A 17,888-nucleotide genomic window follows, 5' to 3' on the forward strand; every position below is an offset into this window, starting at 1 on the left:
ATCAATAGAAGCTATTTCTGTCTTTTTTCCAACGGTACACCATCAGTCCGCCAATAACCAATCCACTCAAGTGAGCGAAATGAGCCACATTGTCCATGGGGTTATTGATCAATACGTTATAAAGCGTGTAGAGTCCATAGAACAGTACCAAATATTTTGCTTTGACCGGCATGGGTGGAAAAAGCAAAAACAGCTGTGTATTGGGGAAAAGCATTGCAAAGGCAATCAAAACCCCAAACAGAGCCCCTGATGCCCCGACCATCGGAATGTTCCCTTGAAATTTCAAAACTTCCTCAAGGGTTTGGGTAGCTCGGGCAATTTTTACCGGATCTGAAGGATTGCGGCTGAAATCATCTATAAAATCAAAAACCGAGCGATTGAAATATCCTCTGTGTTCCAGAACCAGCTTATTGAAATATTCAGGATCGGGATTGCTTTGGAAAGTCTCAATTTGCGTTTGAAAGCTATCAACTCGGTAAATGTTGTATCCTGAATACAAAACCCCTGAACCTACTCCGCAGACCATCCAAAGTGTCAGGAGTTTTTTGGGACCTAAAAACTGCTCCAAGAGGGGACCAAAGATCAGAAGTCCAAACATGTTGCTGAACAGATGCCAGAAATCGGCATGCATAAACATGTAAGTCAAAAACTGAAAAGGTTTGAAGTAGGGACTCCCAATATAATACAATGCAAACCACTGACTTAATTGAGGCAATACAAACCCGCTCACAACAAAAAGGGCAATGTTGATCAGCAAAAGATTCTGTACTACCGGGGTGATATTTCTAAACATATTATTTTCCGAAAAAAGAGTGGATGCTGGATAAATCCAATTTAACAAAGGTTTTGTTCCCCCCTATCCCATAATTTGGATTTTGGCAGGCAAAAAGCTGCCCAACGAGGGTTTCCATTTCCTGGGGACTGAGCTTTTGTCCTCTTTTCAAGGAGGACTTTCTTGCCAGAGATCTGGCAAGATTTTCCCGGTTGTCCAGGGAAAGCTCATTCTTAAAATTCTTGTATTGTTCGATGAGCCCTTCGAAGAGCTCTTTTTCATTTTTCACTTGAATGTCCGCAGGAACGCCCTGTATCAATACAGCGTCCTTCCCAAATTCAGCAACCATAAATCCCAGACTATTTAATTCCTCCATCAGGTCTAGAACTAACGAGAAATCCCCCGGGCTAAGTTGCACCACAGGAGGAAAAAGACATTGCTGGGATGGACCTTGAGCCATCTTGAGCTGACGCAGATAGCGCTCGTACAAAATCCGCTCATGAGCTGCCTGTTGGTCCACGATCAGCAATCCAGTGGACATCTGCGCGATTACATAACTCAATTCCACTTGGAAAGTGGTACCTGTCGCCTCCCCTTCCTCTGGTTTTGGAATGGAAAACCCTTTTTCTTCCTCAGGATTCGCCTTACTGGAAAAAGTCAGGATTTCCGCTTCTTCCCTTTCCAGGGTTTCCCGTTCGGAAGGTCTTGGGGATTCATGTCCCTCAAACAATTTCTCCCAGCCGCTGACACTGGACTTTTTAAACTCCGGTGTATTGAAAGTTTTGTAGCTGTATTCTCTATCCACTGCCTCCTTCTTGGAAACATCTTTATCCCAATTTTCGGTAAAATTGACATCGATGCTGAAATCCAGAGCAGGAACGACGTGGTGAGCGCCCAAAGCCTGCTTGACAGCCGACCGGATCACTGCATAGATCGTACGCTCGTCATCAAACTTGATTTCCGTTTTGGTTGGGTGGACGTTGATATCGATATGGGCTGGGTCAATTTCGAGAAACAACACATAGAACGGATGTTGGTCCTGCTGAATCAGGCCTTCGAAAGCATTACTTACGGCATGGTTGAGATAGCTGCTCTTGATATAACGATTGTTGACAAAGAAAAACTGCTCCCCCCTGGTTTTTTTTGCGCATTCCGGCTTGCCGATGTATCCCTTCACATTGAGGTGGGGAGTGATCTCCTCGCAGGGTACGAGCTGAGATTGGTAGTTTTTCCCAAAAACCCCTACGATTCTCTGACTGAGTTTGCCGGGGAGGAGATTAAAAACCTCCAGGTCATTTTGAATAAGCGAAAACCCGATCTCAGGATATGCTAATGCCACACGCTGGAATTCTTCCACGATATGACGCATTTCCACAGGATTGGATTTCAGGAAGTTCCTGCGGGCAGGCACGTTGTAAAACAGGTTTCTCATGCAAACAGAAGTTCCGGGCTGAGAGGCCACGGGTTCCTGTTTTTTCACTTCTGATCCCTCAATCTGGATCAGTGTCCCCAATTCAGAATCTGGCTGGCGGGTTTTCAGCTCCACCTGGGCAACTGCCGCGATGGAAGCCAAGGCCTCTCCCCTGAATCCAAAAGTCCGGATTGAAAACAGATCCGAGCTGGTGCGGATTTTCGAAGTCGCATGTCTTTCAAAACTCATTCTGGCATCCGTGGCAGACATGCCTTTTCCATTGTCTATGACCTGAATGAGTTGCTTTCCTGCATCCTTGACCACTACCTGGATTTTGGTTGCTCCTGCATCAATGGAATTCTCCAGCAGCTCCTTCAAAGCAGAGGCCGGTCTTTGTACTACTTCACCCGCAGCAATCTGATTGGCAATGGCATCAGGAAGCAGCTGAATCAAATCACTCATCTTTCGGCTTGGGTTTTAGCTTGAAAAAATAATACACCGCAGCTCCAATCATTGCCAAATACAACAGGTACTCAAATATAACTGGGCCTAGATAGATGTACCCCCCAATTGCGGTTACCAAAAAAAGAAAGATAAACGAACGGATCATTCCCGTGGACGCAAAAATGCTGGTATCCCGACTTCGTCCCAGATTGTGTTTTGAGAAAGCTCCCCGCAAACCGGATTCATAGTTTGCCAAGCTCTCCTCTTCTGACCTTTCTCCGAGTTTGCCCTCCGCTTCTAATTCCTTTTTAATGCGTGCGGTACGCTGCTCAATTTCTTCTTTGACAGGGTCGTAATATCGAGGTTTGATATCAAACCTCATGGGGCTGGAAGTCCTAAATATGGAAGGGAATTTCATGTATCGTTTATTTGAAACCCGAAAAACTTTCGGGACAGGTATGTTAGATCAGAGGATAAATCGTTATCAAATTACCAACGATCAAATTTATCCTAATTTAAACCCAAATTTCAGCTCAAAGTTGGGCTTTCTTTCCTATCTTGATCTACTGGTTTCCTAATTCCGATTCTCGGAAAGGGCCTTTTAAGGAAACTTCATCTATTAGAACTAAGTTCTGCCGATAGGCCTGATTCACAAATTTATTTCAAAAGTTAAGGATTAAAAATTAACTAGGGCATGAGTAAAAAGCTTTGGAGGATTTTAGGTGTAGGGTTGATTTCTATTTTTTTCAGCTCTGGAAAAATTGACCCTGCAATTGTTATTGAGGATCCCTTGGTAGCTCCTGATCTTGTCCGCCAATTGAACTGGGTTGACTCAGTATTTCAAAGCCTCAGTTTTGACGAAAGGCTGGGACAGCTTTTTATGGTAGCGGCCTATTCCAATAAGGACCAAGCCCATGTGAATCAAATCAGCGAGCTGGTCAAAAATGAAAATCTGGGAGGCCTGATTTTCTTTCAGGGCGGACCTGACCGTCAAGCAAAATTGACCAATTATTACCAAAGCATTGCCAAAACCCCACTTTTCATAGCAATGGATGCCGAATGGGGGATCAGCATGAGATTGGATTCCATCCCTGACTTCCCTAAGGCCATGACACTTGGAGCCATTCAGGACACAAACCTGATCTATGAAATGGGAGCTGAAATGGCTCATCAATTCCGTGAAATGGGCATGCATATCAACTTTGCTCCAGTGGTGGATGTCAACTCCAACCCGGATAACCCGGTGATCGGTTACCGGGCATTTGGAGAAAATAAAAAAGTAGTGGCTGAAAGAGCAGTAGCCTACATGAAGGGGCTTCAGGAAAACGGAGTCATTGCCAACGCAAAGCATTTTCCTGGGCACGGGGACACAGAAGCTGACAGCCATTATTCACTTCCAGTGATCAAGCACCCCGAAAGCAGAATCTGGAACGTGGACCTTTATCCTTATCAGGAATTATTCCGGGAGAATCTCATGTCAGTCATGGTTGCTCACCTGAATATCCCCAGCTTGGACAATCAGGCCAATATCCCGACCAGTCTTTCTGAAAAGGTAGTGACTGACCTTCTTCAAAACCGGATGAATTTTCAGGGGCTGGTATTCACAGATGCCCTCAACATGAGAGGTGTGGCCAGTGCCAATGCTCCAGGGGAAGTTGACCTGAAGGCTTTGTTGGCCGGAAATGATGTACTGCTTTACTCTCAAGATGTTCCTAAGGCAAAAGCCCTGATCAAAAAGGCGGTGGAAGAGGGGACACTTTCAGAGTCTGAAGTCAACCGAAGAGTAAAAAAGATCCTCCGTGCCAAATATTGGTCAGGGCTGAATCATTACCGCCCAATCGAAACCTCTGGATTACTAGAAAGAATCAACAGACCCAAAAGTGAAGTAGTCAGGGAAAAACTCTATGCCGAAGCAATTACTGTCGCTTCCAATAGGGATGAAATACTTCCCTTCCGGAAACTGGACCTCCAGCGCTTTGCAAGCCTGACGATCGGAGGTGAGGGAGCTGAATTCCAAAAATACCTGAGCAAATACACCCAGTTTGAGCATTTTGAAATCCAGAAAGCTGCAAGTGAATCCGCACACTACAACTTGATGAAAAAACTTGAGGACTATGATGTGGTCGTGGTGGGTTTGATGGGAGTCACCAACAGTCCAAAGCGGGCTTTTGGTCTAGCGCCCGGGGACATTGCTTTGATCCGAAAGCTTTCCGAGCGTCAAAAAGTAGTGACTGTACTTTTCGGAAACTCCTATGCTTCCAAATTCTTAGAGGGCCTGGGGAATGTGGTACTGGCCTACGAAAACAATGAAATGACCCAAAAAATAACACCTCAGGTTTTATTCGGCGCCCGACCGGCCAAAGGCATCCTCCCTGTTTCGGTAAGTGATCAGTTTCCGTACGGTGTGGGAGGATTCATGCAGGGCATGAGAAGATTGGCATATGGTGCTCCGGAATCAGTAGGAATGGACAGCAAAACTCTGGATCAAATTGATAAGGTGGCACAAAAAGCCATCCGGATCCAAGCAACTCCCGGAGCGAATGTATTGGTGGTGAAGGACGGGAAAGTTGTATTTGAGAGATCTTACGGAAAGCTGGAATACAAAAGCAGTCCTAAAGTAAATTCCGAAACCGTTTATGACTTGGCTTCCATCACCAAAGTACTCGCAACTACTCAGGCTGTGATGTTTTTGCATAGCAGAGGGGAACTGGACATGGAAAAGACCTTGGGAGATTATCTTCCAGAATTGAGAGGCACCAACAAAGCCAATTTGATTTTGAAAGACGTGATGGCCCATGAGGCGGGACTAAAAGCCTTTATCCCACACTATGTCAATACTGTGGAAAGAGGACAATGGAGGGGAGACTATTACAAGCCGAGTTCAGCACCAGGTTATACTAGGCCTGTTTCCAATGACATGTATGCCATCGATGGCTTAAGGGACAGTATCTGGAGCTGGACCGTCAAATCCGAATTGCTACCAAAATCCGGAGGAAAAAACAGATACGTCTACTCGGACTTGACTATGTACTTCATGCAAGCAGTAGTAGAAAGAATCGTAAATCAGCCCTTGGATGAATTCCTGGATCAGAATTTCTACCAACCTTTAGGATTGTATACGATGACATTCAACCCGTTTAAAAAAATGCCTTTGGACAATATTGCACCCACTGAAAATGATGTTGCATTCCGAAAACGACAAATTCAGGGCTATGTCCATGACCCGGGTGCTGCCATGTATGGAGGTGTTGCCGGACATGCTGGGCTATTTGGGAAGGCTAATGATCTGGCAGTCATGATGCAGATGATGTTGAATGAGGGATACTATGGAGATGTGAGTCTACTTAAACCTGGTACAGTTTCCTCCTTTACCAAGAGACAATCCAATCAAAGCCGAAGAGGCTGGGGTTGGGATAAACCTGAACCTGAACCCGATAAGGGTGGATCTGCTGGAAAACTAGCTCCCAAATCAACCTTCGGCCACACCGGATTTACAGGAACCTGTGTCTGGGCGGATCCTGAGAATAATTTGATTTATGTATTCCTTTCCAACAGGGTTTATCCTGAAGCCGAAAACCGAAAGCTACTCAGTGAAGAAATCCGGACCCAAATTCATGATATTATTTATGAGGCGATGGCCTCAAGAAACAAATAAATAACCCCGATTTTCCATCGAGGTTATTTATCTTCATTTTCTACTTAACCAAAATCAACTCTTCCTGCGGCTGAATCAGGTACTCAGCCCCATTTTCGGTGACCACCGCCATTTCTTCCACTGAAATTGTCTTGGTGGTGCCATCTGCCCGCTTCCAAGCATGAAATCCATCAAATGCGAAGACCATTCCTTTTTTCAACTCCTTTTGGGCAGCAGGTCTTATACTGGGTGCTTGGGACCCTCCCAAATTAGGTCCTACATCGTGCGCTACGTAACCGACTGGATGTCCCGTACTCCACATGACATACTCTGAACCTGCCTTTTCCATCAGCTCACGCTGTGCCCGGTCCACTTCTACTCCTTTCACTCCGGGCTTCATTGCTGCCAATGCTGCCCGCGAACCCGCCTTTCCATGCTCCCAATACTGTTGGATATCGGCTGGCGCTTCACTTTCTCCTTCTTTCAAAACATAGGCAAAGCGCTGTATATCGCTCACCCAAATATCATAGAGCTTCACTCCAAAATCGATCTGAATTACATCGCCTGGCATGATGATTTTATCCGTAGCATGGGAATGCCCTCGATCAGGCCCGGAATTTACATTGGGGTTTTGATCGGGATGCCAAGCATCAGTTACTCCATATTGAGCCATTTTTGCCTTTAAAAATTTGGCTACGTCTGCGTCTGTTGTTTTTCCGGGTTCAATCATGGCATAGGCCTCATATTGAAAATCGGAAGCCAACTGCGCCGCCTGTCTCATGATTTCTACTTCCGCCGGAAGTTTGATCGATAGCCATTCATAGACCAATTCGGTTGCAGAAACCAATTTTGAAGAAGTTTCTCCTAATAAGGATTCCAGTTCTTGTCGTTGTGAAAAGGACATTCCATCTGCCAAGGAATTCGAAGTTGAGGAATTGATAGCTATCTGTTGAAAATTTTTGGTCTTGATAATTTCTGCAGCCTGGGCTACAGCAGATGTTCCTCTGGGCACCCGAACCACTTCATCATGGATATCCAACTCATCCAAAGCAGTCGCTTCTCCATCAGGGGAAAACACCAAGGAATGAAACCCCGAATCATCGATGTAAAATAGAAAAGCTGCAGTTCCTCCAGCATTTTCACCCCCCACATGAATCGCAAGGGGATCATTATTATTTTCCCGACAGATCGTCAGCCAGCAATCTACCTGTGCTGCTTTCATTGCCTCAGGAAGAAGCTGAGAAATTCGTTGTTTTCGGATTTCAGGCCATGGATTCGAGGACCAATCCGGTTTTGAGACGGAAACGCTTTCTACGGGAGTATTTTGTGTACATCCAATAATAAAAAAGGCGAGGATTACAGGGATTAATTTTAAGTTTTGAAACATAATCTATTCTATTTGAAAAGTTAAAATAAAGAACATCCTTCCAGCTTTAAAAACTATTTTTCAAATAGTAAATTAATCTTCATAAGACTGGTTTTCAGCAGTATCCTAAAAAATAGAATTTTTAATTATCCTCGATTTATCGATTAATTCCCCTTATTTTGAACAAAAAGAACCCTAAAGTGTGTTTAAACTCAGGTTATAAACCAGCTACAAAATATGAAGATCGGGATTGTTTGTTATCCAACATTCGGTGGTAGTGGAGTAGTCGCAACAGAATTGGGAAAAGGACTGGCCAAATTGGGCCATGAGATCCATTTCATCACCTATCGACAACCTACTCGCCTAGACTTTTTTAGTGAGAATCTTTATTACCATGAAGTGGATATAAAGAGCTACCCCCTCTTTGAACATGCCCCGTACGAACTGGCCTTGGCTAGTAAAATGGTCTCTGTGGTGAAATACGAAAACCTGGATTTACTGCATGTTCACTATGCCATTCCCCACGCCTCGGCCGCATACATGGCCAAGCAAATTCTCAAGGAGGAAGGAATCCACATTCCGGTAGTGACTACCCTTCACGGAACAGATATCACTTTGGTAGGAAAAGACCCCAGCTATGAGCCCGTGGTCACCTTTAGCATCAACCAATCCGATGGAGTAACTGCAGTATCGGAAGACCTCAGAAAAGAAACCTATTCGCATTTTAAAATCAAAAGGGATATTGAAGTAATCCCTAATTTCATAGATCTTGACAGGTTCAAGAAACAAAAAAAGGAGCACTTCAAGCTGGCCATTTGTCCCCATGGGGAAAAACTTATGGTTCACACCTCAAACTTCCGAAAAGTGAAAAGGGTAGAAGATGTGGTTCGGGTATTTTATGAAGTAAGAAAGGAAATTCCCGCCAAACTGTTGATGGTAGGTGATGGACCAGAACGGGATAAAATGGAAAGGCTTTGTCGTGAACTAGGTACCTGTGACGACATTCGATTTCTCGGAAAATTAGATGCTGTGGAAGAAGTGCTTTCTGTGGCAGACTTATTTATCATGCCATCTGAAAAGGAAAGTTTCGGTTTGGCCGCTTTGGAAGCCATGGCCTGTGAAGTCCCAATATTGACCTCCGATGCCGGGGGGATTCCTGAGCTGAACCTTAACGGACAGACCGGCTACGTCTGCAAAGTTGGGGACATCAAGGACATGAAAGAAAAGGCTTTGAAAATCTTGGATGATGAAAATCTCCCGACTTTCAAAGAAAATGCACTCGCAAGAGCGAAGCAATTCGACATCTCCGAAATCTTGCCACTTTATGAAAATTATTACCAAAAAACCATAGAAGCTACGCTTGCCAAAGTGTAAAATCTGGGATTTATGATAAAAATCAATGTGCAAAGTTCTGAGTTAGCCTTACTTTTGTACGATTAAAATTGCATTTGTTCTGTAATACTATTTTCCACAACGAAAATGAAAAAGATAGGAAGACTGGATAGACCGGATAATTTCGGATCGGCGAAAATGTTCGAAAACCCAATTTTGGAGAAGATTTCAAGAACGCATATTTCTATTCCAATCACCATGTTTTTGGTTCTGGCAGGTATTTCCCTATACTATGCTCTAACCACAACCACTATTGCATTGAGTACCGGTATTCTCATTACTTTGGCAGGATATATAGTATTCACCTTTGTGGAATACATGATGCATAAGCATTTCTTCCACATGGAGCCCAACACTCCTATCAAAGACAAATTGCAATACACTGTACATGGGGTTCACCATGATTACCCAAAAGACAAAGACAGATTGGCTATGCCACCTTTTGTCAGTGCAGCCTATGCAGCCATATTCTACTTGGTATTCAACTTGATCATGGGAGATTTCACTTTGTATTTCCTTCCGGGATTTCTTTTTGGCTATGCCAGTTATTTGGGCGTACACTACATCGTGCATGCCTTTAACCCTCCGAAGAACTTTCTCAAAATCCTTTGGGTCAACCATGCCATCCACCATTACAAAGACCCAGATAGAGCATTTGGGGTAAGTACCCCACTATGGGACATCTTATTGGGAACAATGCCTAAAAAAGATTAAACTCAAAACCTCCTGATATCAGGAGGTTTTTTACTTTTAGAAAGTTATGAAAAAAGTCTCCATCATCGGTTTGGGCTGGATTGGCCTTCCCTTGGCAAGAATTCTAAAGGCTAAAGGAATTTCCTGTATGGGAAGTACTACTTCTCCCAACAAAGCTACGGAACTCCAGCAGCAAGGCATTGATGCCTTTCCCTTCGAATTGAATCCCTATCCCAAAGGCCAGGGTTTTCACCAGCTCTTTGATGCAGAGACGATAGTGGTTAATATTCCTCCACGCTCCCGGACTCAAAGCCCAGACTTCTATCTGGAACAGCTGAAATTTTTGAAAGGTCTGATCATCAATTCAGAAATCCAGCACGTTCTTTTTGTCAGTAGCACCGGGATTTATCCTACTATCCCCAGAGAAAAAAAGTATTCGGAAGAGGAAGTTTTGACTTTGGATAATTCCGGTAATCCCAATCTGCTTCGGGCCGAGCAATTATTGGAAATGGACCGGACTTACGATTATTCCATCATCCGATTTGGGGGTTTGATGGGAGAAGACAGAATTCCTCTAAAGTATTTCAGCGGAAAAGAGGACGTCGCAGGCAATACCAGAGTCAATTTCATCCATCAACTTGACGCTGCCCTAATGATGGAATGGATCATAGAAAAAAGCCTTTGGAATGAAACATTCAATGGAGTTGCCCCTCTCCATCCGAAACGAAAAGAGATTTATAAAAGGATCCATCAGGATTTTGGGATACCTCTTCCTAAGAGTTTTCAAAAAGAAACAGAAGAAAACAACCGGCTTATTTCCTCCGAAAAAATCCTTCAAACCGGATTCGCCTTCCAGTATCCAGATCCTTTGGAATTCCCTTATTCGGCGCAAAAATCATAAGCTATCATTGGTTCAGTGAAACTATTCCCTGAATTGGATTTGAGTATTGGAATATTTTAAACGAAATTCCCTTCTCTCAATACCCAATAACCTGATGAAAAAATCACCCTCCCTAATTGCTTTTGGACTTTCCTTTCTATTGCTTTTTTCCTGCAAAAAAGCGGCACCTGAAATTGATTATACCAATTGGTCTCACTATGGGGGACCGGAAGACGCTTCCAGATTTTCCTCTCTTACCCAGATCAACCCGGAAAATGTTGCCCAGCTAGAAGTTGCTTGGACTTATAATACAGGAGATGCTACAGAACGCTCCCAGATTCAATGTCAACCCATTGTCGCCAATGGAATACTTTACGGCAGCACACCCAAATTGAACGTCTTTGCCCTGGATGCAGGAAGCGGAGAGGAAATTTGGCGGTTTGACCCCTTTGAAGTTTTAGGAGGGGAAAATTCCTGGGCAGGCACCAACCGTGGAGTCAGTTATTGGGAAAAAGACGGAGAAACTCGGATCCTGTTTGGAGCTGGAAACTGGCTGATGTCTGTGGATGCAATGACCGGAGAGCCCGATTTAGAATTTGGAGATGGGGGAAAAGTGGATTTGAGAAAAGGGCTGGACGCAGAGCGGGAGGACTTTTTGATCGTAGCAAATGCTCCAGGGGTAATTTATGAGGATCTCATTATCCTGGGAATGCGACTTTCAGAGGGATTGGATGCCGCTCCGGGACATATCCGGGCTTACAATGTACGTACCGGAAAAATGGAATGGATTTTCCATACCATCCCTCATGAAGGCGAGCCTGGTCACGAAACCTGGGATGCCCAATACATTCAGCAAATCGGGGGAGCCAACAATTGGGCCGGTATGGCTCTGGATAAAAACCGGGGCATTGTTTATGTACCCACAGGATCTGCTACCTATGATTTTTGGGGAGGCTACCGTCAGGGAGACAATCTATACGCCAACTCCCTCGTAGCTTTGGATGCCAAAACAGGGAAAAGAATCTGGCACTTTCAGGCTGTGCACCATGATATTTGGGACAGGGATTTCCCTGCAAACCCCAATCTTATACGAATCCAAAAGGACGGAAAATGGATCGATGCCGTCGCTCAGGTTTCCAAACAGGGAATGACCTATGTCTTTGATCGCGAAACAGGGGAACCCATCTGGCCAATTGAGGAAGTTCCGGTTACCCAAACCACCCTGCCAGGAGAGACAACCTCTCCTACCCAACCCGTGCCTACCTTACCGGAACCTTTTATGAAGATGGTCTTCGAAGAAAAAGACATCCTCAATCTAAAAGAGGAATGGAATCAGGATATAAAATCCCAATTGGAAAATGCACTCTACGGGGACACCTGGCTCCCTCCCAATGCAGAGCACCCAATCATTCTATTCCCCGGTATGGACGGTGGTGCAGAATGGGGCGGAGCCTCATTTGACCCATTTACCCAGACCCTTTACGTCAATGCCAACCAAATTCCCTGGATCATAGAAATGACAGCCAATGCCAACTTTGATAATGTGGGAAAGGCAGTTTATACCAATTACTGTGGAAATTGCCATGGCATGGAACTGAAAGGAGTGCCCCCAACCATTCCCGCTTTGACAGGATTAAAGGAAAAATACAGTTCGGATTCATTGGAAATGTTACTCCGAAAAGGACGTGGAGCGATGCCGGCCTTTGACCATATTTCAAGTGAAAACCGACAAGTATTGGTTGACTACCTTTTGGGAAAGGTTCAGGAAGGAGACAAAAAGGAATTGGAATCGGATCAGTCCCAACTCTATCCCCGGTACTACATGAAGGGCTACCAAAAATTGCTGACCAAAGATGGCCTCTATGGATCCAATCCACCTTGGGGATTGCTTACCGCTATCGATATGAACACCGGAAAGAAAAAATGGCAGGTTACTTTGGGAGAAATCGACTCACTTAGTGCCCAGGGTTTTGAGCCGACCGGAACAGAAAACTATGGTGGTCCCGTGAGCACTGCAAGTGGACTTCTCTTCATAGCAGCAACCAAGGATGAGAAAATCAGAGCCTTTGACACCAAAACAGGCGATATACTTTGGGAAGCCAAACTCCCTGCTCCAGGTCATGCCACTCCGGCTATGTATCAGAAAAACGGAAAACAATATCTGGTCATCGCCTGCGGAGGAGGAAAAGGAACCCGGAGCGGTGATGCCTATGTGGCCTTTGCCTTACCGGATTGAAAATTGTCCCGCTCATCATTGGGCGGGACTTTTCTTTTTTAGTGATCTGATGCAAGCTGATTTTTTTGACAAAATCAAAATGGATCAAAGAATAGGGAAATAGCGCAAAATCGCCATGATCAAAAAGGAACTTTTGAAAAGAGAATCAACCCTTTCTAAAAAAAGTATAACAGCCTGACTTTATAAGAATTATCTACTGAATCACTGGATTTGCACAAGCAAAACTAAATCTGAATCTTAGAGTTTGATATACAGCTATAAACCCAAATAGTACCATGATTGATTTTAACATGAACGAAAATCAGCGGATGATCGCTGAGATGATACGGGACTTTGGAGCCCGGGAAATCACTCCCTTCCGAAAAGACTGGGATGAGCGCCAACATTTCCCAATTGAGCTTTTTAAAAAACTGGGAGAACTCGGCCTAATGGGTGTATTGGTTCCCCAGGAATACGGAGGATCAGGATTCGGTTATTTTGAATATGTAACAGCCATCGCCGAACTGGCAAAATTAGACCCTGCCATCGGCTTATCGATGGCCGCACACAATTCCCTTTGTACGAATCACATTTTGATGTTTGGTTCTGAGGAACAAAAGCGAAAATACATCCCAAAATTAGCTACCTGCGAATGGCTCGGGGCTTGGGGACTGACTGAACCCAATACCGGATCAGATGCCGGAAACATGCGAACTGTCGCTAAAAAAGAAGGAGACTATTACATCCTCAATGGAGCCAAAAACTTCATTACCCACGGCTATTCAGGGGATGTGGCTGTGGTCATAGCACGAACAGGGGAAATTGGTGATTCACATGGAATGACGGCCTTTATTCTGGAAAAAGGAACTCCCGGGTTTAGAGGGGGAAGAAAGGAAGACAAACTCGGCATGCGGGCTTCAGAAACTGCAGAGATGATCTTTGAAGATTGTAAAGTACATGAAAGCCAGATTCTGGGGGAAGTTGGAGAAGGGTTTATCCAATCCATGAAAGTTTTGGATGGGGGTAGGATTTCCATTGCGGCTCTTTCTCTGGGAATAGCCCAAGGGGCTCTCGATGCTTCCATTCAGTATTCCAAGGAAAGACATCAGTTCAATCAGCCCATCAACCGTTTTCAGGGAATTTCCTTCAAGCTGGCAGACATTGCTACCCAAGTGGAAGCAGCTAGTTTGCTGACTTTTAAGGCGGCAGATCTTAAAAATCGTGGGGAAAAAGTCACCCTTGAAGGTGCCCAAGCGAAGTATTATGCCTCCGAAGTGGCGGTATCCGTTTCCAATGAAGCCGTGCAGATTTTTGGAGGCTATGGATTTACCAAGGATTATCCTGTAGAAAAATACTATCGGGACGCCAAACTCTGCACCATCGGGGAGGGCACCTCGGAAATCCAAAAGATCGTGATCTCAAGAGAAGTTCTGAAAGCATAAAAACCGGAAGCCAGAAAAATTTCTGGCTTCTTATTTTTTATTCCCGGGATGAAAATCCGTCAGCACTTGTCTCAGGTAATCCCTATCTAAGTGGGTGTAAATCTCCGTGGTAGTAATGCTTTCATGACCCAACATCTCCTGTACGGCCCTCAAATCCGCACCACCCTCGATCAGATGGGTAGCAAAGGAATGCCGAAAAGTATGAGGACTCACATTTTTTGAGATGCCGGCAAGTTCAGCCGTTTTCTTTATGATCAGAAAAACCATGACACGGCTGAGTTTTTTCCCCCTTCTATTTAGAAATACATATTCCTCATGCCCTCTGGCTATTTCCTGAAGGGAACGAACCTGCTCTCTGTATATCCTCAGGTATTTGAGGGCATCTTTCCCAATGGGTACCAAGCGTTCTTTGTTCCCTTTCCCTACCACACGGAGAAAGCCTATATCTTCAAAAATCTGGCTCTTTTTCAACTCCACCAATTCCGAAACCCGGAGACCTGAACTGTACAGCATCTCCAACATGGCCCGGTTTCTATGACCTTCAGGTTCCCCTAAGGGTATGGATTCCAACAGAAGCGAAATTTCTTCAAAACTGAGGGTATCGGGAAGTTTTCTGCCCAACTTGGGACTATCCAGCAATTGAGCGGGATCTTCGGATATCAGATCCTCATACATCAAAAATTTATAAAAGGCTTTGATCCCGGAAATGATTCTGGCTAGAGTAAAGTCAGACAACTCCAACTTCCCCAATTCATTGATAAATCGGCGCAAATGCTCCAATTCCAAGTTCAAGGGAGAGAGATCGGAAAAATGCTGAACCGCATAGGCTCCCAGTTTTTCCACATCCCTGCAATAGGCCTCAATGGAATTTTCACTGAGGGAACGCTCGATTTTCAGATAATGCCGAAACTGCTTGATATAGGTCTCCCAGGATTTGGACATAGGGTGATTTTCTAAAAAATGGTCAAAAATAAAGCCAAGATAGATTTGCCTGAAGCCAAAGACTTTGGAAGTAGTTTTTCTTTAATTTCAGGATTTCCATTGAAAGGATTTCTGATCTATGGCGCGCATGGTGCAGAGAATTCCATCCAAATGGTCGTATTCATGCTGCACCAGTTCGGAAATCGCTCCCTCCACTTTCCAGCTTTGCTTTTCCCAATTTTCATCCCTGTATTCCAGAGTCAGTGACTGATGTCTTTTGACCCTGACCAGAAGATTGGGAAAGCTCATGCAGTCATCCCAGAGTTCGAACAACTCCTCGCTTAGATTGGTAAACTCAGGATTTAGAATAATATAAGGTCTATCCAGATTCAGGTAAAACATCCTTTTCATAATCCCTAACTGGGGAGCGGCTATACCCCTTCCAAACCCATAGACCCTACGTATATCCTCCATGGCTTCGTGAAGCTGCTGAGCCCATTCAGGAACTAGTGATAGTTCAGTCTCAAAAACCGGTTCGCAAACTTCGTAGAGCCTTGGGTCACCAAGTTTAAGGATATCGTGTATGGTTTTCATAGGTTCGGATTGTTGGCCTAAAAATACCCTATATAGGGTATTTTTCACAGGAACTATTAAATCAACTTCTTAAAAGCCGGATAATAATCCCAATATTAAAAGTAAGCAGTCCCGATTAAAAACATGCTTTTCCCTACTTTTGCGGCATGAACTACCTTTCGGTCGAGAATCTCAGCAAGGCGTTCGGGGAACGCAAGCTTTTTTCCAATATCTCCTTTGGAATTTCCCAGGGTCAAAAAATTGCCTTGGTAGGCATCAACGGAGCAGGAAAGTCCACCCTGATGAAAATCATCATGGGACTGGAAATCCCGGACACCGGACAGGTTGCCATCAACCAGGCAGTCAAAGTGGCCTATGTTCACCAAAATCCTGTGTTTGATTCCAATCTGAGCATTTACCAAACCATTTTTGACCAGAGCAACTCGGAGGTACTCCAGGTGATTGAGGACTATCACAAGGCCATGCTTGATTCCGAGCGCGGGGTTGACAACTCTGATAAATTGTCCAAGCTATTTGAACGCATGGATGCGCTTCAGGCTTGGGACTTTGAATACCAGGTAAAAGAGGTTCTGGGGAAATTAGGACTTCATGATACCGAATTACCGGTGGGGAATCTTTCCGGTGGACAAAGAAAGCGTGTGGCCCTGGCCAAAGCCATTCTTGAAAAACCGGATCTGTTGCTTCTGGATGAGCCCACCAACCATCTTGATCTCGAAACCATTGAATGGCTGGAAGAATACCTGGCCAAAGCCGATCTGGCAATTCTGATGGTAACCCATGACCGGTATTTCCTCGAAAAAGTAACCAATGAAATCCTGGAACTCGACCAGGGTAAAATCCATCGTTATCAGGGAAATTACGGCTATTTCCTCAACAAAAAGGCGGAGCGCATGCAGGTTGAGGACATAGAAATTGAAAAAGCCAAAAGTCTCTATAAAAAGGAACTGGAATGGATCCGTCGACAGCCTAAGGCCCGGGGAACCAAAGCCAAGTATAGAATTGATGCCTTTGAGGAAACCAAGGAAAAAGCCTTTACCAAACGGGAAGAGCGGGACATTGAGCTCGCAGTAAGTACCCAGCGCCTAGGCAACAAAATCCTTGAGATCGACAAAATCAGCAAGGCATACGGAGACAAAACCCTGGTAAATGACTTTTCATACATTTTCAAAAAGAAGGACCGGATCGGAATCATCGGACCAAACGGTGCAGGAAAGACTACTTTTCTGAAAATGATTACTGGACTTCTGGATCCCGATGCCGGAAAAATCACCGTGGGTCAGACGACTGCTTTTGGCTATTACCGTCAGGAAGAAGATCGCTTTGATGAGGAAAAGCGACTGATCGACGTGGTCAAGGAAGTCGCCGAAGTCGTGGTTTTGGACAAGGGTCAGACAATCACGGTCAGCCAGTTTCTGACCCAATTTGGCTTTCCTCCCAAACAGCAATTCACTCCGATTGGAAAAATGAGCGGGGGAGAGAAACGCCGCCTACAGCTCCTGATGGTGTTGATCAAAAACCCGAATTTTCTCATTCTCGACGAACCTACCAACGATCTGGATTTGATGACACTGAATATCTTGGAGGAGTTTTTGGATACTTTCCCGGGATGCCTGATCATTGTTTCTCACGATCGCTACTTTATGGATCGATTGGTTGAGCACCTCTTCGTCTTTGAGGGAGAAGGAGTGATCCGAGACTTCCCTGGCAACTATACGGATTTCAGAGAGTGGGAAAAGGAAAACGAGGCTTCAGGGGAGAAAGAGAAGAAAAAAGAGGCAAAAGAAGATACTTTGCCTAAGCCTCAAGAGACAACTGTAGCAGCAAATTCTGCTGTTCGGCCCAAAGCCAGTTACAAGCAAAAGCAGGAATTCAAGAAAATCAATGAATCTATTGCCAAGCTGGAGGTAGAAAAATCAACGATTACTGATCAGATTTCAGCTGGAACCTCCAATGTCAATGAGTTGATGACTTGGTCCAATCGGCTACAAGCCATCGATAGCGAATTGGAAGAATTGGAACTGGCTTGGCTGGAGCTAAGCGAATTGGAGGGGCTAGAGTAATTTGAATGTGATCAAACTTAAACAAAATTGAAAAGCTCAAATCTTATTCTTTGAGCTTTTCACA

General features: G+C 44.6%; 13 protein-coding genes. 7 read left to right on the plus strand and 6 right to left on the minus strand.

The annotated features are described in order from the left end of the window. Nucleotide 1: 1 nt before the first annotated feature. From P2G54_RS12890 to P2G54_RS12900, 3 genes are read right to left on the minus strand one after another with little or no spacing between them, the layout of a single operon-like run. Nucleotides 2–793: a rhomboid family intramembrane serine protease gene (locus P2G54_RS12890; RefSeq protein WP_275871768.1), complete on the minus strand. Its 792-nt coding sequence runs from the start codon at nucleotides 791–793 to the stop codon at nucleotides 2–4. Between the two features lies 1 nt (nucleotide 794). After that, nucleotides 795–2,645, minus strand: a complete 1,851-nt coding sequence (gene mutL, locus P2G54_RS12895) for a DNA mismatch repair endonuclease MutL (protein ID WP_275871769.1) — start codon at nucleotides 2,643–2,645, stop codon at nucleotides 795–797. Continuing rightward, nucleotides 2,638–3,045, minus strand: a complete 408-nt coding sequence (locus tag P2G54_RS12900) for a hypothetical protein (RefSeq protein ID WP_275871771.1) — start codon at nucleotides 3,043–3,045, stop codon at nucleotides 2,638–2,640. Before P2G54_RS12900 ends, mutL begins: the two co-directional genes overlap by 8 nt. 276 nt (nucleotides 3,046–3,321) lie before the next feature. Between P2G54_RS12900 and P2G54_RS12905 the strand changes: the two genes are divergently transcribed. Further along, nucleotides 3,322–6,282, plus strand: a complete 2,961-nt coding sequence (locus P2G54_RS12905) for a glycoside hydrolase family 3 N-terminal domain-containing protein (protein ID WP_275871773.1) — start codon at nucleotides 3,322–3,324, stop codon at nucleotides 6,280–6,282. Nucleotides 6,283–6,322: 40 nt separating this feature from the next. On the opposite strand, the gene P2G54_RS12910 is transcribed toward P2G54_RS12905, so the two are convergent. Further along, on the minus strand, nucleotides 6,323–7,648 hold the full coding sequence (locus tag P2G54_RS12910; RefSeq protein ID WP_275871775.1) for a M24 family metallopeptidase: 1,326 nt from the start codon (nucleotides 7,646–7,648) through the stop codon (nucleotides 6,323–6,325). Nucleotides 7,649–7,864: 216 nt separating this feature from the next. On the opposite strand from P2G54_RS12910, the gene bshA reads away from it, so the two are divergent. The 5 genes from bshA to P2G54_RS12935 all read left to right on the plus strand — a co-directional run bounded on the left by bshA (nucleotide 7,865) and on the right by P2G54_RS12935 (nucleotide 14,249). Continuing rightward, nucleotides 7,865–9,001, plus strand: coding sequence for an N-acetyl-alpha-D-glucosaminyl L-malate synthase BshA (gene bshA, locus P2G54_RS12915; protein ID WP_275871777.1), 1,137 nt, complete (start codon nucleotides 7,865–7,867; stop codon nucleotides 8,999–9,001). Nucleotides 9,002–9,106: 105 nt separating this feature from the next. Further along, entirely contained in the window at nucleotides 9,107–9,733 is a 627-nt protein-coding gene (locus P2G54_RS12920) for a sterol desaturase family protein (protein ID WP_275871778.1), read from the plus strand. 46 nt (nucleotides 9,734–9,779) lie between these two features. Then, nucleotides 9,780–10,613, plus strand: a complete 834-nt coding sequence (locus P2G54_RS12925; RefSeq protein WP_275871780.1) for an epimerase — start codon at nucleotides 9,780–9,782, stop codon at nucleotides 10,611–10,613. A gap of 94 nt (nucleotides 10,614–10,707) precedes the next feature. Then, entirely contained in the window at nucleotides 10,708–12,828 is a 2,121-nt protein-coding gene (locus tag P2G54_RS12930; protein ID WP_275871782.1) for a PQQ-binding-like beta-propeller repeat protein, read from the plus strand. A gap of 275 nt (nucleotides 12,829–13,103) precedes the next feature. Then, on the plus strand, nucleotides 13,104–14,249 hold the full coding sequence (locus P2G54_RS12935; RefSeq protein ID WP_275871784.1) for an acyl-CoA dehydrogenase family protein: 1,146 nt from the start codon (nucleotides 13,104–13,106) through the stop codon (nucleotides 14,247–14,249). 30 nt (nucleotides 14,250–14,279) lie between these two features. Here the strand turns inward: P2G54_RS12935 and xerD are convergent, their stop codons facing one another. Next, nucleotides 14,280–15,191 carry a site-specific tyrosine recombinase XerD gene (gene xerD, locus P2G54_RS12940; RefSeq protein WP_275871786.1) on the minus strand — a complete coding sequence of 304 codons (912 nt, stop codon included), beginning with the start codon at nucleotides 15,189–15,191 and terminating at the stop codon, nucleotides 14,280–14,282. Between the two features lie 87 nt (nucleotides 15,192–15,278). After that, entirely contained in the window at nucleotides 15,279–15,764 is a 486-nt protein-coding gene (locus P2G54_RS12945) for a peptide deformylase (protein WP_275871788.1), read from the minus strand. A 146-nt stretch (nucleotides 15,765–15,910) separates the two neighbouring features. Between P2G54_RS12945 and P2G54_RS12950 the strand changes: the two genes are divergently transcribed. Next, nucleotides 15,911–17,824, plus strand: coding sequence for an ABC-F family ATP-binding cassette domain-containing protein (locus P2G54_RS12950; protein ID WP_275871790.1), 1,914 nt, complete (start codon nucleotides 15,911–15,913; stop codon nucleotides 17,822–17,824). Nucleotides 17,825–17,888 lie beyond the last annotated feature (64 nt).

The sequence above is a fragment of the Algoriphagus sp. CAU 1675 genome, assembly GCF_029222925.1.
Classification (GTDB): domain Bacteria; phylum Bacteroidota; class Bacteroidia; order Cytophagales; family Cyclobacteriaceae; genus Algoriphagus.